Genomic DNA, 12952 nt, shown 5'->3' on the forward strand with positions numbered 1-12952 from the left:
AGTACACTTTGATAAAGCGGACTCCTGGGAGTCTGCTTTTTTGTTCACAACAGCCCTCAGATTATCCCGAGAGCTGTCGCAAGATTGTAAATGGCCCGCCGTTTGACCTGATAGCATTTGTCCTTTTTCAACCCCATCTCCATATAAATCTCAATGTCCTTTATTTTTTGGGGAGAGAGATACTTGGCCTTTATGATCTTTAATTCATCACCATCAAGGCTTTGTTTAAGCGCCCTGTCCATCTGACAAACTTTCAATTCATTTAAAGAGTGCTGATCCCTGAGCTGCGGGAAAAGGTTATTCATCCCGGCCGCTTCCCGTTCTTTCCGGTTTTCAAGCTGAACCTTTAAAGCCTTATATCTTTTTAGCTCCCTTATAATCGTATTTCTGACTTCTTTTTCGTCTATAGGCGGCAGAAAAGTCAGTTGTGTAGCTGACATGCTAAATCCCTCCTAAAAACAAATTAGACACCAAATAAACGTATATACAACGTCAATTTGGTGTCCGCAGGCTCTCCGTCTTGGACCAATATAAATTCCTGAATCCATCAGACTTAATTGTTGTTTCTCTCAAATAATTTCATTTCGATGGTAATTCGATCCCTCACTCGCTTTTTCGGCGTATTTACCGGAGGCTTCTGCGCCGTAGTCAAATCGGAAAAATCTTCGTCGATTGTGAAAATCGGTTTCTTTTTCGTCAACAAAAAACGCCTCCTACTTCGTTAAATTGAACGGTTCAAAATTGCGTCGGTTTTTTAATTGACCGATACATTGACCGTTACATTTAACGAGTAGAAAGCGTATGATGACGGGCTTTATCGCCCCATTACGTGACGTCCCAGGAGAGATTCGAACTCCCGACCGACGGCTTAGAAGGCCGTTGCTCTATCCAGCTGAGCTACTGGGACATGATGTTGTTTTGTTTCGCTTTAACTATCAGCGACAAGATTTATTATATGCGGATCGGGACATAAAGTCAACAACTTTTTAGAATTTTTTTCTTCACGAGGAAGAAAAAAATTCTTCCTCATGAATGTGCTGGCAATTGTACATGGTTCGTCAGGCTTTCGACTTCCCGGCCGTCCAAGTCATAATAGCGAACCGTTGCATTGTCTTTGTCAATGTTTAGTATAGCATAAGTTTTTTCTTTCCGCACCCGCGGAAGGCGGATGCTGCCGGGGTTGATCAGCAGTTTTCCGTCCATCAGCTCGCTTCCCGCGATGTGGGAATGGCCGAAACAGATGATATCGGCGCCGAGCTCTTCAGCCCGGCAGTACACATTTAAAAGCGACTGTTTAATGCCGTATAAATGCCCGTGTGTGAAAAAAAGCTTTCTCGATCCGGCGGGAACGACGATTTCGTCTTTGAACTCCCCGTAAAAATCGCAGTTTCCTTTTACCGTTAAGTAAGAGGAAAGCGCGGGATGGGAAGGGTCCAATTCAGAATCCCCGCAATGGATGATGAGATCTGTTTCCTTCCCGTGCCGCTCAGCGATCATTTCCAGTTCGTCTTCAAGGCCGTGGCTGTCGCTGACAATCAGAACCTTCATGATCGGCCCTCCTCCTTTACGCTTGATCCAATAAAGCGGACAGCTTTTTCAGCGCTTCCGCTCTGTGGCTGATTTTGTTCTTTTCGCCGCTTGAGAGCTCGGCCATCGTTTGATCTTTGTCTTTGACGAGAAAAACCGGGTCGTAGCCGAAGCCGTTTGTGCCGCACGGCTCTTCGGTAATGTACCCTTCCACAGAACCTTCGACCGTTTTCGTTTCCTGTCCGGGAATGCATATTGCGAGCGCGCATCTGAACCTCGCGGAACGGTCTTCTTTTTCCACCCCTTCGAGCTCTTTCAATAGCTTTTTCAGATTGGCGAGATCGTTTTTCTCTTCTCCTGCATAGCGGGCCGAGTATACGCCGGGGCTGCCGCCGAGATAGTCGACAGACAGGCCGGAGTCGTCGGCAATCACGATTTTTCCGGTTTCTTTCGAAATTGTTTCCGCTTTAATCACAGCGTTTTCTTCAAAAGTCTGCCCGGTTTCTTCGATTTCGGGTGTATAGCCGATGTCCAGTAAAGATTTGACATCGTAGCCCCTCGGTTCAAGCATCGCTTTGAATTCCCTGACTTTCCCTTCGTTTTTCGTGGCAATGATGACTTCCTTCATCGTGTATCAGCCTTTCTCATGTTATTGTTGAATAGATAATGCAACGTCGCCGAGCACTTCTTTCTGCTTTTCGATGAGTTCGGCGATCCCTTTTTCAGCCAGCTCTAAAAGCCCGTCCAGTTCACTTCTTGAGAATGTCGCTTCCTCTCCTGTTCCCTGAAGTTCGACAAAGCGGCCTTCGCCTGTCATGACGACGTTCATATCAACCTCAGCTGCAGAATCTTCCTGGTAGTTCAAATCAAGGATCAATCCTTTTTCCTTATCGATGCCCACTGAAGTGGCAGCCAAAAAGTCGGTGATCGGCATCTCCTTCAGCGCGCCTTTTTCGACGAGTCTTCCGACGGCAAGCGCCATGGCGGTGAATGCTCCGGTAATCGACGCAGTTCTCGTACCTCCGTCCGCCTGAATGACGTCGCAGTCGATCCAGATCGTCCGCTCACCGAGCTTTTCCAAATCAACAACCGCCCGAAGAGCTCTTCCGATCAGCCGTTGGATTTCCATCGTCCGCCCGGAGATTTTCCCTTTTGACGATTCCCTGATCGTCCTTTGGTTCGTGGCCCGCGGCAGCATGCTGTATTCCGCGGTGATCCAGCCCTTCCCTTCTCCTCTCAAAAAGGGCGGTACGCGGTCTTCCACAGACGCGTTGCATATCACCTTTGTCCCGCCGACTGTAATCAGGACCGATCCTTCGGGATGCGTAATAAAGTCGAGGTCCATTGTGACAGGGCGCAGTTCATTGTTTTTTCTTCCATCGTATCTCATTTTTTACCTCCGATTGTATGTACATAAACCTTTCACAATCATTCCGCTCTTCCAAAAAGCTGAATAAAGAAAGAGGCAGCTTTGATCGCTCACCTCTTTTTCTATAGTATATCAAAAATTTCGGCTTAAAAACTACCTGTGTTCACCTTGCTCGGTCTTGAAACCGGCTTGGAAAGCTTTTCTCCTTTTTCATTCACGAGCTCGGATTTTCCGTTCACGGTAACCGACACACTTTTCACATCAGGCAGTTCGGTTAATGTCAACACGATACTGTTTAACACTTCATCCGATATCACTTTTTTCTGGCCGTCGGCACTTCCGTAGATCGCTTCGTTAAAGTCGAGGGTTACATGGCCGTCTTCAATCTTCGGCTTGTTTTCAAGCTTGACGTCGCCCTGGAAATCGGAGAGCAGGCCGCTTTTATTGTCCGGTCCTTCAGTCAGCTCTTTAATCGCCGCCGTCACCTGATCTTTTTCTTTTGCAGACGTCCGCTTTGTCACCGGAACGTAATATGTGCCTTTATCTGATTCAGCCAAATAATAGACGGTGACCGGCTGTGTCGCCGTTATATCTGTCACACCCGCCGTGTCGAGGTTAATGCCGTCCTCGCGGCTGAGTTCTTCTGAAATCGGCGTGCCGTTAACAGGCATTTCTTTCAAATCATGGCCGTTCATGCGGAGCTTCACTTTATCAATCGAGTTAAACTGCGTTAACGTCCATGTAATCGCCTGTACGATTTTTTGCTCATCTTCAGCTTTATAGTTTTTAAATTCATTTGAGAAATCAGCGATCGCTGTTCCGTCTTCTTTAATATCAACATTGACCGTTGTATCCGCCGGCAGCACGGCTCTGAATCCGTTTGGCAGGATGTTTGAAACAGGGCCGCCTTCAACGAGGTATTCAAGCGCTTGTTTAGCCGTCCCTTCCTGCTTTGGCAGCGGCAGCGTCTGCGCTGTCACATAGCCGTTCTTATCAATGAGATAAAGCTCTCTCATGACCGTATCGCCCGTTTGAGCGGCTTTATCGTCGCTTGTCGTTTTGCTGCCTTTGTCTTCTGTTTTATCTTTGGTTTTGTCTGTTTTGTCTTGCTCCTTCTCCTCTTTTACATATGTGATGTCCTGCGGCGGATCTATCTCCTCTGAGGCTTGATCTGACTGAAATATTCCGCACCCGGAAAGAAGCAGCGCGGAGGCCGTAACCGTAACCGCGATTCCTTTCATTCCTTTTTTCAGCATACTTTTCCCTCCTAAGGCAGTTTGTACTATTATGTATACGAGCCCGTTTTTGAATTAGACCGCTTTTTAAAAAAATCCCTCTGAATACAAAAAACCTTTTCTTTAAAAGAAAAGGCCATGAAAAAAGCTGCCGTTTGCATGTGCGGCAGCTTTATTTTACAGCGGTCTCCTGAAGAGAAATGCTTTCCACATTTTTCACTTCGTATCCAAACCAATCGTTTGCAATTTTTGTGAAGCGGGCGCGCTCCCCAGTTGTTAAAAACAAGTGTTCCGGCGGTTCCGCCGTTTTGCTTAATAAACCGTTGTATGACAAGATCGTGCTGACTTCCCTGGCCGTTTCATCTCCGGAGGAAATGATGTTGACGCGCTCTCCCATATAGCGCTGAATCGGCTCTTTTAAAATCGGATAATGCGTACATCCGAGAATCAGCGTATCGATTGATGAATCTCTGAGCGGGTGCAGTGACGTCCTGACGATTTCATCAGCCGTCTCATCCAAAAATTTGCCGCTTTCCACAAACGGGACAAACATTGGGCAAGCCAGATTTTCCACCGTTAAATCTCCGTTCAACGAAAGAAGCGCTTCTTCGTATGCGCCGCTTTTGATCGTGTTTTCCGTTCCGATTACGCCGATTCGCTGGTTTTCCGTCACTTTAATCGCGGTTCTGGCTCCGGGCTGCACCACGCCGATGACGGGTATCGCAACTTCCCTGCTGATTTCCTCTAGCGCGATGGCCGTTGCTGTATTGCAGGCGATCACGAGCATTTTAATATGGTGGCGGGATAACAGATAATTTGTCATTTCCCATGTATATGACAGGACTTCTTTTCTGTCCCTCGGTCCGTATGGACACCTTTTCGTGTCTCCAAGATATATAATTTTTTCTTTCGGCAGCTGCCTCATGATTTCTTTTGCAACGGTTAAACCGCCGACTCCCGAATCAATGACTCCTATCGGTTGATCCAACAAAATCGCCTCATTTTCTGTTCATTTCCTGCTGAAGTTTAATTAATAATTTTTCAAACGCGGCTGTTTCTTCCTCGGAAAACGCCTCTAACATGTCTTCTAAATAGTCCTGCCTTTTTTGAATGACCTCCTGGATGATCCGCTCTCCTTCCGATAAAAGATGAATGCGGACTACGCGCCTGTCGGACGGATCTTTAACCCGTTCAACGAGGTTGTTTTTCTCCATTCGGTCAATTAAATCCGTTGTGGTGCTGCACGCCAGGTACATCTTTTGTGATAACTCGCCGATCGTCATATCCCCGTATTCATACAGCCATTGAAGACCGACAAACTGGGGAGGGGTAATCGTATATTGGGTGAGAATTTCTCTTCCTTTTTGTTTAATGATGCCCGCAATATGGCGGAGTGATTTTTCAATGTCCGCTATGTGATTCAAAGAAGCATTCGAATTCATTTTCTCTACCTCGCTCGACTCGTTGTTTTGTTTTCAAAACACTTGAGTCTATTTTCCTTCTTTTCTACACAAATTGCAAGACTTCAACATGAATATACAAATTGCTCTTGAAAAAACAAATAACCGGTTCCCTTCTTGATACAAGAAGGAACACCGGCTCAATTTAGAGCTCTAGCTCACCCATTCGAAGAAGTTCAACAACAGCTTGCGAACGGCCTTTCACTCCCAATTTTTGCATTGCATTGGAAATGTGATTACGTACAGTCTTTTCACTTATAAAGAGCTCGCTTGCGATTTCCTTTGTTGTCTTGTCTTGAACGAGCAATTCGAACACTTCTCTTTCTCTTTTTGTTAGCAGCGGCTTTGATTGAAACTCTTTCTCCTTCAAGTATTGTAACCCTCCTTGCTAAGGTGAGAGCTGATCTGAAACGAATGGGTTTCGATATAGTCGTGATATCATATGAAACATACGCAAGGTCGGTGACGTTTCTGACGGAGAAAAGGGTTCCCTCAAACACCTATTTTTCAAATCATGACACAGGCATCGTTTCAGGGCTGAACTTCTAAGGAAGACATTTTAAAATCCAGGAGATCAGCCGCCATCTCTTCGTAATATATGCGTGCGTCTTCTTCTTCTGCACAGCGCTGATGATTTGTGCAGCCGCTTTTTCGGGCGAAGCCGTCCAAAACAGATGATCACCTTTTGCAAGAGCCGTGTCCACGAAGCCGGGCTGAATTTCGGTGACCGCAATTTCATCGCAACCGAGTTTTTTCACTTTTTGACGAAGTCCTTTTAAATAATTTGAAACGAATGCTTTTGAAGCGGCGTAGGTGACGGCCCCTCCGTTTCCTCTCAGCGCGGCGATGGATGAAATGCCGACTAAATGCCCTCTCCCGTTTTTGATAAAATGCTCCATCAACACGTTCGAGCAGGACACAAATCCCGTCACATTGACATCGATCGTTTCCTTTTCTTTGCTCCAATCCATTTCGCTTTCCAAATATCCAACACCTGAACAGATGAAGACTGCGTCTGCCCCATTCATCTCATCAAGCAGTTCTTTCAACAGTATAGGCGAGTGTTCGCTGTCGGCTGTATCGATCTTTTTAATGTATGAAGGTCCAGGGAGGTCGTCGCGCAATTTGGCTAGCAGCTCATACCGTCTTGCAGCAAGACCGACCTCCACTCCTCCGGCTGACAGCTGCTTGGCAAGCGCATTGCCAATTCCGGAACTCGCGCCGATGATTATCGCTTTTTTCATTTTCCTCTCCCTGTCAATTATTTCTCAGGAAATGAGTTATTGCCAAGCAGTTTTGCTTTTTGTTCGTCTGTCCATTTCACGGGTTTACCCGTATCTTTCGCAATTTGCACCATAACCGCCAGTCCTGTAAAGCAAAGGCCGCCTTCCCCATTTTTCGCTGCGTAATGGAGGGTGAGCGAGGCGTTGCCGACAGATGCTGTTTTGACGCCGATTTTTAAACGTTCATGAAGCATGACCTGCTGAAAATAGTCGCATTGCTGGCTCGCCACGACGGGAATGGCCGCGCTCTTCCCGTCTGAAAGGCGGTCCATGACGCCCAGGTGCTTGAAATAGGAAATCCTCGCTTCTTCGAAGTAGACAAACGGTGTGACATTGTTCATATGACCGAACATGTCCGTTTCTGAAAAACGGACGGAAACTTCATCAAAAAAAGAAAATGACTGACACCATGTGTCAAACGGTTCTTCGATATATCCCGGCAATTTCAATGTTTTCATCCCCTTTGATCATGAAAACACCTCTTCGGTTTGAAGAGGTGCGTTTTTTCGTGTTATTCCGTGTTGTCGCTTCCGAAGAAGTTTTTAAACGCCTGAACGGTCGTATCCCTGTTTAATGCAGCGATTGAGGTTGTGAGCGGGATGCCTTTCGGACACGACTGCACGCAGTTTTGCGAGTTGCCGCATTCGGCCAGTCCGCCGTCTCCCATAATCGCTTCAAGCCGTTCAGATTTGTTCATCGCTCCCGTCGGATGGGTGTTGAATAAGCGAACTTGCGAGAGCGGTGCAGGTCCCATAAAGTTTGTTTTATCGTTCACGTTCGGACAAGCTTCAAGACACACGCCGCAAGTCATGCATTTTGACAGCTCATAAGCCCACTGACGTCTTCTTTCAGGCATTCTCGGTCCCGGTCCGAGATCATATGTGCCGTCGATCGGCACCCATGCTTTGACTTTCTTTAACGAATCAAACATGCGGCTCCGATCCACTTGAAGGTCGCGGACAACCGGGAATGTTTTCATCGGTTCAAGGCTGATCGGCTGCTCAAGCTGGTCGATCAGCGCTGTACAGGACTGTCTCGGCTTGCCGTTGATCACCATGGAGCAAGCGCCGCACACTTCCTCGAGACAGTTCATATCCCAAGCAATCGGCGACGTTTTTTCTCCCTTTGCATTCACCGGGTTCCTTCTGATTTCCATCAAAGCGGAAATCACGTTCATATTCGGACGGTATGGAATTTCAAACTCTTCCTGGTAAGGATTAGAATCCGATGTATCCTGACGAGTGATGATAAACTTGATTGTCTTATTTTCACTCATGATTTCGCCACCTTTTTCTTCGAGTAATCCCGTTTACGCGGTGCGATTAATGAAACATCGACATCCTCATAATGGAATTTCGGGGCTTCAAAATCGCCTGCATGTTTCGCCATTGTTGTTTTCAGCCATTCCTCGTCATTACGTTCAGGGAAATCCGGTTTATAATGGGCGCCGCGGCTCTCATTCCGGTTGTATGCACCGAGCGTGATCACCCGTGCCAATTGCAGCATGTTGTGCAGCTGGCGCGTGAATACGGCGCCCTGGTTGCTCCATTTTGCCGTATCGTTGATATTGATGTTTCGGTAGCGCTCGGCAAGCTCTTGGATTTTTTCATCCGTTTTCAGCAGCTTGTCATTGTAGCGCACGACCGTCACGTTGTCTGTCATCCATTCGCCGAGCTCTTTATGAAGGACATAAGCATTTTCATTGCCGTCCATTTTCATTATGTCAGCCCACTTTTCTTCTTCCTTTTTGACGTATGCATCGAAAACGGAAGAAGACAGATCTTCTGCGGATGTTTCGAGACCTTGAATGTATTCAACGGCTTTCGGACCTGCCACCATGCCGCCGTAAATGGCTGACAAGAGCGAGTTCGCTCCCAGGCGGTTTCCGCCGTGCATCGAATAGTCGCATTCTCCCGCGGCAAACAGTCCAGGAATGTTGGTCATCTGATCGTAGTCGACCCAAAGTCCGCCCATTGAGTAGTGAACCGCAGGGAAGATTTTCATCGGCAGCTTGCGCGGATCGTCACCCATGAATTTTTCATAGATTTCAATGATTCCGCCCAGCTTGATGTCCAATTCCTTCGGATCTTTGTGGGAAAGATCGAGATAAACCATGTTTTCGCCGTTGATGCCGAGCTTTTGTCTGACGCACACATCAAATATTTCACGCGTCGCAATATCACGCGGCACAAGGTTTCCATATGCCGGATATTTCTCTTCGAGGAAATACCAAGGCTTGCCGTCTTTATACGTCCAGACTCGTCCGCCTTCACCGCGCGCCGATTCGCTCATCAGCCGCAGCTTGTCGTCTCCAGGAATGGCGGTCGGATGGATCTGGATGAACTCTCCGTTCGCATAGTAAGCACCCTGCTGGTAAACGATCGAAGCGGCTGATCCGGTATTGATCATCGAGTTCGTCGATTTTCCGAAGATGATGCCCGGCCCCCCGGTCGCCATGATGACTGCGTCCGAACGGAACGACTCGATTTCCATCGTCGTTAAGTTTTGGGCGACGATGCCCCTGCACGTATTGTCATCATCAAGAACGGCTCCGAGAAACTCCCAGCCTTCATATTTCGAAACGAGCCCTTCAACTTCGAAGCGGCGAACCTGCTCATCCAGCGCGTACAAGAGCTGCTGTCCGGTCGTCGCCCCCGCATATGCCGTTCTGTGATGCTGGGTTCCTCCGAAGCGCCGGAAGTCAAGCAGCCCTTCAGGCGTTCTGTTAAACATGACGCCCATGCGGTCAAGCAAATGAATGATCGACGGCGCCGCTTCACACATCGCTTTGACCGGCGGCTGGTTCGCCAGAAAGTCGCCTCCGTACACCGTGTCGTCAAAATGCTCCCATGGGGAGTCTCCTTCACCTTTTGTATTGACCGCTCCGTTGATTCCGCCCTGCGCACATACGGAATGTGAGCGCTTAACGGGAACGATCGAAAATAGTTTTACATTTGTTCCTGCTTCCGCAGCTTTAATGGTCGCCATCAGACCCGCTAGTCCTCCGCCGACAACGATGATGCTTGAATTGCTCATGCCTGCCCCACTCCCTCTAGTAATCTAGTTCTTTTACACAAATGCCAAAATCGCTCTCAGCCCTACATAGGACAGCACAACAAAGACTCCCATTGTCACAAACGTGGCGATTCGCTGTGAGCGAGGAGAAACAGTGATTCCCCAAGTGACAGCAAACGACCATAAACCGTTTGAAAAGTGGAAGATTGTTGAGAGGACACCTACAATGTAAAAGCCGAGCATGATCGGGGAGCTCAAAATATCAGCCATCATGTCAAAGTTCACCTCTGCCCCCATTTGGGCGGCAATCCGTGTTTCCCACACGTGCCAGCTGACAAAAATCAAGGTAATGATTCCTGTAATCCGCTGCAGAACGAACATCCAGTTTCTAAAAAAGCCGAATCTGTTCGCATTGTTTTTCGCTGTAAAAGCTATGTATACTCCATAAACAGCATGATAAATCAGCGGAAGGAAAATCACGAAGATTTCCAAAGCGTACCTGAACGGCAGGTTTTCCATAAAGTGAGCGGCGTTATTAAACGCCTCTTCTCCGCTTGCCGCAAAATGGTTGACAACCAAATGCTGGATTAAAAATATGCCCACCGGTATGACGCCAAGCAAAGAATGCAGTCTTCGATAAACAAACTCTCTGTTCCCGGCCATTGCTTTACCCCCTAGTTGAAAAGTGCAGTAAAAATGAAAGGTCTCCTATCCCCCGTCCTGTTTCAAATATCGCACTTTGTTAAGTTTTTATGACAATTTCATTTTACTCCTATGAGAAATAGGCGTCAAGAAAACGCGTACATAAATTGAAATTTTCTAAAATTTAATCATATTTTTGAAAATTTTATTTTATCAAAATATAAATATATCAGATTTTTTTCTTCCTAAATGCATGTCTCCGCTGTAATCTTTCACCCCATTTAAGCTATAATAAACGGAGAAAAGAGGGGAGACATTGGATATGAATAAATATGAAGCAAACTTAGCGCAATTAAAAGAGCTGGAAGTCTCCGCATATGGCTATGAGTTGATCAGGGAAGTGCTGCTTCCCGATATGCTGGGACAAGACTACGCAGATATGATGTACTGGGCGGGAAAAAAGCTCGCCCGCAAGTTCCCGCTTGAATCCCGGGAGGATCTTCCCGCTTTCTTTCAGGATGCAGGCTGGGGAACGCTTGCGATCGTCCATTCAAAAAAACAGGAGCTTGAGTTTGAACTCGAAGGCCCGCTGGTTTCAAACCGCCTCAAGTATCAAAAGGAGCCCTGCTTTCAGCTTGAAGCCGGGTTTATCGCCGAGCAAATCCAGCTGATGAACGAACAAATTGCCGAATCTTATGAACAGGTGAAAAAAAGAGCCGGAAAAGTGGTTTTAACGGTGAAATGGGATTTGAAAGACCCGGCATAACTATGCAAAAAGGCGGAGACTGCAAAAGTCCCGCCTTTTTCTTTTTAAATGACTGCTGTCTGCTTCGACAGTTCAAAAGCATCATGCAGCGCTTCAACGGCTTTCACCATATCGCCTTCGTTGACGACAGTCGAAACTTTGATTTCGGATGTGCTGACCATTTTGACCTGGATGTTTTTTTCCGCCAGCACAGCGAACATTTCCGCTGCTACTCCCGGGTTGGAGATCATGCCAGAACCGACGATCGACACTTTGGCAAGCCTGTTTTCCGTTTCAATCTGTTCATAGTCGAGCGCGTCTTTGTATTCTTCTAGAACTTCAACCGTCCGTTTTAAGTCTTCCGTTTTCACTGAGAAAGAAATCGACGTTTTGCTTGTGCCTGTCACCGATTGAATGATGATGTCAACGTTGATGTTCTGTTTGGCGAGCGTTGTAAAAATCGTTGACAGCGTCGTCAGGCCGCTCGCCAGGCCGCATACGGTCACGCGTGTGATCTGATCTTCAAATGCAATGCCTCTTACGATTAAATTCTGTTCCATTGATGATTCCTCCTCGATTAATGTGCCGGCTTCTTTTTCGGTGCTTGAACGGACTTCCAAAGGCACCTGGTAGTTTTTCGCAAATTCAACAGCTCTCGGATGAAGGACGCCTGCTCCAAGATTGGCAAGCTCCAGCATTTCATCGTAGGAGATTCCGGCCAGCTTCCGCGCTGTTTTCACATAGCGGGGATCCGTCGTGAAAACCCCCGGCACATCGGTGTAAATGTCGCATTTATCAGCTTTCAGGGCTGCTGCGAGGGCAACGGCTGTCGTATCTGATCCGCCTCTGCCGAGCGTTGTGATTTCGCCTTCCGCTGTGACGCCCTGGAATCCGGCGACAACGGCGATTTTCCCTTCATTCAGGCGCTCTTTCAGCTTGGCTGTATCAATGTTCGTAATTCTTGCGTTGCCGTGAATATTTTCGGTTTCGATGCCGGCCTGCCAGCCTGTATAGGAAACCGCATCATACCCCTTGTTCTGCAAAGCCATTGTCAACAGCGAAATCGTCACCTGCTCTCCTGTTGTCAGCAGCATGTCCATTTCCCTGCTGCTCGGCTGCTCGGTGATTTCCTTGGCAAGCGCGACGAGGGAGTCCGTCGATTTGCCCATCGCCGAAACGACGACGACAACATCATGACCGCGCTGTTTTTCTTCGATGACGCGGTTTGCGACATTCAATATTTTTTCCACTGACCCTACGGAAGTTCCGCCAAATTTTTGGACGATGAGACCCATCAAATACCACCCTTTTTGTTTTCGTTCGTGTTTGTTTATGTATGAAGAGGAAAGCTTGACCGGCGGCCTGTACGGTTTTTTTTGCACAAAAAAAGCAACGAGAGAATTCCCTCATTGCTTTAACCAACAAAAATGCCGATGATCTTAAACAACGAGATAGCTCTCCAAGAAATGATTTCTTGACAGCCTCACATTTATTCAATGTAAAGCCAGCAGGAAAAACGAGTGGATTTTTCCCCGCTTCGGCGACGCTCCCCTTTCGGCTTTCTTCATCGGAATCCATCTTCCTCATCAAGCCTACTCTTGAAGTTCGCACCTCTATCTTCACCATATCACACGATCTTATTATGAAATTAGTACAAATTCTATCAGATTCTTTTT

16 protein-coding genes, 1 tRNA gene and 1 riboswitch are annotated in these 12952 nt (G+C 47.2%); of the genes, 1 reads left to right on the top strand and 16 read right to left on the bottom strand.

Annotation, left to right across the window (positions count from 1 at the left end):
- Positions 1-56: 56 nt before the first annotated feature.
- The 15 genes from MKY62_RS14855 to MKY62_RS14925 form a co-directional block, all read right to left on the bottom strand.
- Positions 57-440, bottom strand: a complete 384-nt coding sequence (locus MKY62_RS14855; protein WP_003184139.1) for an ArpU family phage packaging/lysis transcriptional regulator — start codon at positions 438-440, stop codon at positions 57-59.
- 113 nt (positions 441-553) lie between these two features.
- A complete protein-coding gene (locus tag MKY62_RS14860) occupies positions 554-700 on the bottom strand; it encodes a hypothetical protein (protein ID WP_011198176.1) in 147 nt (48 codons plus the stop codon).
- Positions 701-833: 133 nt separating this feature from the next.
- A tRNA-Arg gene (locus tag MKY62_RS14865) sits at positions 834-907 on the bottom strand.
- Positions 908-1026: 119 nt separating this feature from the next.
- A complete protein-coding gene (locus tag MKY62_RS14870) occupies positions 1027-1548 on the bottom strand; it encodes a metallophosphoesterase (RefSeq protein WP_003184142.1) in 522 nt (173 codons plus the stop codon).
- Between the two features lie 16 nt (positions 1549-1564).
- Positions 1565-2155: an XTP/dITP diphosphatase gene (locus MKY62_RS14875; protein ID WP_003184143.1), complete on the bottom strand. Its 591-nt coding sequence runs from the start codon at positions 2153-2155 to the stop codon at positions 1565-1567.
- A gap of 21 nt (positions 2156-2176) precedes the next feature.
- Positions 2177-2917 carry a ribonuclease PH gene (gene rph / locus MKY62_RS14880; protein ID WP_003184144.1) on the bottom strand — a complete coding sequence of 247 codons (741 nt, stop codon included), beginning with the start codon at positions 2915-2917 and terminating at the stop codon, positions 2177-2179.
- Positions 2918-3042: 125 nt separating this feature from the next.
- Positions 3043-4152 carry a GerMN domain-containing protein gene (locus tag MKY62_RS14885; RefSeq protein ID WP_003184146.1) on the bottom strand — a complete coding sequence of 370 codons (1110 nt, stop codon included), beginning with the start codon at positions 4150-4152 and terminating at the stop codon, positions 3043-3045.
- 151 nt (positions 4153-4303) lie between these two features.
- A complete protein-coding gene (gene racE, locus MKY62_RS14890) occupies positions 4304-5122 on the bottom strand; it encodes a glutamate racemase (RefSeq protein WP_009329331.1) in 819 nt (272 codons plus the stop codon).
- A 7-nt stretch (positions 5123-5129) separates the two neighbouring features.
- Positions 5130-5573, bottom strand: coding sequence for a MarR family transcriptional regulator (locus tag MKY62_RS14895; protein WP_003184148.1), 444 nt, complete (start codon positions 5571-5573; stop codon positions 5130-5132).
- 163 nt (positions 5574-5736) lie between these two features.
- Positions 5737-5961, bottom strand: a complete 225-nt coding sequence (gerE, locus tag MKY62_RS14900) for a spore germination transcription factor GerE (RefSeq protein ID WP_003184172.1) — start codon at positions 5959-5961, stop codon at positions 5737-5739.
- Between the two features lie 175 nt (positions 5962-6136).
- Positions 6137-6835, bottom strand: coding sequence for an SDR family NAD(P)-dependent oxidoreductase (locus tag MKY62_RS14905; protein ID WP_003184174.1), 699 nt, complete (start codon positions 6833-6835; stop codon positions 6137-6139).
- A gap of 17 nt (positions 6836-6852) precedes the next feature.
- Positions 6853-7323 (bottom strand): thioesterase family protein, encoded by a 471-nt coding sequence (locus tag MKY62_RS14910; protein ID WP_003184175.1) that lies wholly within the window; start codon positions 7321-7323, stop codon positions 6853-6855.
- 62 nt (positions 7324-7385) lie between these two features.
- A complete protein-coding gene (sdhB, locus tag MKY62_RS14915) occupies positions 7386-8150 on the bottom strand; it encodes a succinate dehydrogenase iron-sulfur subunit (protein WP_003184177.1) in 765 nt (254 codons plus the stop codon).
- Entirely contained in the window at positions 8147-9910 is a 1764-nt protein-coding gene (gene sdhA / locus MKY62_RS14920) for a succinate dehydrogenase flavoprotein subunit (protein ID WP_003184180.1), read from the bottom strand. The genes sdhB and sdhA overlap by 4 nt, the downstream gene beginning before the upstream one ends.
- Positions 9911-9943: 33 nt before the next feature.
- A complete protein-coding gene (locus tag MKY62_RS14925) occupies positions 9944-10552 on the bottom strand; it encodes a succinate dehydrogenase cytochrome b558 subunit (RefSeq protein WP_003184182.1) in 609 nt (202 codons plus the stop codon).
- 301 nt (positions 10553-10853) lie between these two features.
- Between MKY62_RS14925 and MKY62_RS14930 the strand changes: the two genes are divergently transcribed.
- On the top strand, positions 10854-11297 hold the full coding sequence (locus MKY62_RS14930; RefSeq protein WP_003184184.1) for a YslB family protein: 444 nt from the start codon (positions 10854-10856) through the stop codon (positions 11295-11297).
- A 44-nt stretch (positions 11298-11341) separates the two neighbouring features.
- Here the strand turns inward: MKY62_RS14930 and MKY62_RS14935 are convergent, their stop codons facing one another.
- A complete protein-coding gene (locus MKY62_RS14935; protein ID WP_003184185.1) occupies positions 11342-12571 on the bottom strand; it encodes an aspartate kinase in 1230 nt (409 codons plus the stop codon).
- A gap of 149 nt (positions 12572-12720) precedes the next feature.
- A riboswitch (Lysine riboswitch) is annotated at positions 12721-12900 on the bottom strand.
- Between the last annotated feature and the right edge of the window lie 52 nt (positions 12901-12952).

The sequence above is a fragment of the Bacillus sp. FSL R7-0646 genome, from assembly GCF_037969865.1.
GTDB classification, from domain to species: domain Bacteria; phylum Bacillota; class Bacilli; order Bacillales; family Bacillaceae; genus Bacillus; species Bacillus licheniformis.